The sequence below is a fragment of the Bradyrhizobium sp. WSM1743 genome (genome assembly GCF_000473065.1).
Lineage (GTDB): Bacteria > Pseudomonadota > Alphaproteobacteria > Rhizobiales > Xanthobacteraceae > Bradyrhizobium.
The window spans coordinates 1-1,318 of record NZ_AXAZ01000159.1; the positions used below are offsets into that span (position 1 = coordinate 1).

The following is a 1,318-nucleotide window of genomic DNA, read 5'->3' on the forward strand; positions in this document are numbered from 1 at the left end:
GCTCCCAGATAGGACAGCCGCGTCACGATCTGCCCGAGAGCGTTGACGGCACCGACGACGATATCGTTGCCGCCGCGCCCCTCAAACTCGCTCTGACCGGCGGCGACGCCGGGCAGACCGGTCGAGCCGGTAAATCCGGCGGCGTTGAATGTGTCCGCGTAGTTGCTGCCGAGGATGCCCTCGACGTTGGCCAGCACGTCTGTTCCGACACCCGGGCCGGTCACGGAGCCTGCCGCAAGATTGGCGGTAATGCCTCCCGTTGCATCGCCGTAATCGGCGCGATCGAAGCCCTGGCCGCCGTCCAGGAGGTCGTTGCCACCAAGCCCCTGCAGGACATCGTTGCCGCCGAGGCCACTCAAATTGTCGGCATAGACCGTGCCGACCAGCGTGTTCGGATTGGCGTCGCCGATCAGGTGAACGCCAGGCGCGAAGATGAAATCCGCAGCCGTGAGGTTCGAGAGAGCGACGTTCTGCAGCGTCAGGCTATCGCCATTGCCGAAGTTGATGAACGTGTTCGATCCCTGCTGCGAGGCGATCGCCTGGACGTCAGCGAGGTTGTAGATGCCTGCGCCCGAAAGGTCGATCTTGTCGGCTTGCGCATGCGAGAAGTCGCCGATGAAATCGGCACCGCCGCCGCTCACATACACGAAGGTGTCGGCGCCGCCGTTACCGAGCAGATTGTCGGCACTGCTGCCCCCCTTCAGCGTATCGTTGAAGTTCGATCCAGACACGCCGTTCACGCCACCGGTGATGGTGTCATACCCGACCGAGGCATCCCCACTGATGGTGCCGGTGGCGAGATCGACAACGACGCCGCCGGTTGCGTTGGCGAACAGCAGCTGGGTGCTGCCATTGCCGATGATGAGATCGTTGCCGGCAAGTCCCTGGAACGAATTGAAGCCGATGAAGCCTGTTGCGTCGTAAGTGTCGGCAAAATTGCTGCCATAGACGCTGTTGACGCCCGTGAAGGTGTCGTGCCCGACCGACACATCCCCCGTGACCGAGCCGGCAGTCAGGCCGACGGTGACGCCGCCGGTGGCGTTCGTGTAGAGCAGCCGCGTGTTACCGTTGCCGGTGATCTGGTCATCGCCACCGAGGCCCTCGAACTGGTTGAAATTGCCGAACGAGCCGGCATTGGCGCTGCTGCCGTTGAAGCCGGTCGCCACATAGGTGTCGGCATAGCCGGTGCCCTGAATGCCCTCGATCGAACGCAGCGTATCCGTGCCGATCGACGCATCGCCGGTCGCCGTGCCCGCCGCCATGTCGACGGTGACGCCGCCCGTGACCGTGCTGAGGCTGTTGTAGATCGCAGTGTCGA

1 protein-coding gene is annotated in these 1,318 nt (G+C 63.7%); it reads right to left on the reverse strand.

Going from position 1 to position 1,318, the window contains the following annotated elements; all coding sequences use genetic code 11:
- Window positions 1-1,318: calcium-binding protein (locus tag YU9_RS49500; RefSeq protein ID WP_027577400.1), on the reverse strand; the 1,318-nt coding region annotated here is incomplete at both ends.